Annotated in this window: 2 protein-coding genes; both read left to right on the forward strand. The window is 63.2% G+C overall.

What is annotated here, in order from left to right:
• On the forward strand, positions 1–438 hold a 438-nt coding region (locus ACXRVY_RS30275), incomplete at its 5' end, for a PucR family transcriptional regulator (RefSeq protein ID WP_458239108.1).
• A gap of 257 nt (positions 439–695) precedes the next feature.
• On the forward strand, positions 696–1,192 hold a 497-nt coding region (locus tag ACXRVY_RS30280; RefSeq protein WP_458239109.1), incomplete at its 3' end, for a glycerate kinase.

Consider the following 1,192-nt stretch of genomic DNA (forward strand, 5'->3'; position numbering starts at 1 on the left):
ATCCTGCGTATCGCCGTGGGTGGGCAAGCCGACGGGCTGGCCGGGTTGCGCCGCTGCTATCGTCGGGTCGGTGACTTGCTGGCCTATGGACGCGAGGTGCTGCCGCGCTCCCGATTGCTGATGCTGAACCGCTATCGGCTGCCGGTGATGCTCTGGCGCCACCGCAACGACGACGCCCTCGACGAACTGCTCAACCCGCTGCGCAGGGTCATTGCCAAGGACAGCAACGGTCAGTTGCTGGCGACCCTGCGCAGCTGGTGCGAACACGACGGCCAGAGCCAGGCCTGCGCCGATGCACTGGGCATCCATCGCAACAGCCTGCGTTATCGCATGGAGCGGATTGCCGAGCTCAGCGGGGTTGATCCACTGCGACTCGATGGGATGCTCGCGCTGTACCTCGGCGTGCAACTGCTCCCCCAGACAGACACGAACCCCTGAACCATACACATTCCCTGTGGGAGCGAGCTTGCTCGCGATATCGGTGTGTCAGAGACATTAATGCTGACTGATGCGCCGCCATCGCGAGCAAGCTCGCTCCCACAGTTATTTGTAGTGGTGCACAGATTTGTGGACGATGCCGCTTCCGCCGGGCTTTGTGGAAATGAACAATAATCCTCAACACCGCTTGTGCAGCGGCCCGGCGTTATTGTTCAAGGCGGCTGGCAGCATGTGGGCATTGGAACTGGAGAATTCCCATGAAAATCGTGATCGCCCCCGACTCGTTCAAGGACAGCCTCAGCGCTCAAGGCGTGGCCGACGCCATTGCATTGGGATTGGCGCAAGTCTGGCCTGATGCCCAACTGATCAAATGCCCGATGGCCGACGGCGGGGAGGGGACTGTCGAGTCGATTCTTGCCGCCTGTGAAGGCGAACAGCGCCGCACCATGGTTCGCGGGCCGCTGGGAGCAACGGTGGATGCCGCCTGGGGCTGGTTGCCGCAGAGCCACACCGCGATCATCGAAATGGCCGAGGCCAGCGGTTTGCAGTTGGTCCCGGTGGCGCAACGCGATGCCTGCATCAGCAGCACTTTCGGTACCGGGCAATTGATCCGCGCCGCGCTGGATGCCGGTGCGCAACGGGTGATCCTGGCGATTGGCGGCAGTGCRACCAATGACGGCGGCGCCGGTGCCATGCAGGCCCTGGGCRTGAAACTGCTGGACGCCCAGGGGCAGACGTTGTCACCAGGCGGTCT

Source organism: Pseudomonas sp. P5_A2_2 (assembly GCF_054177685.1).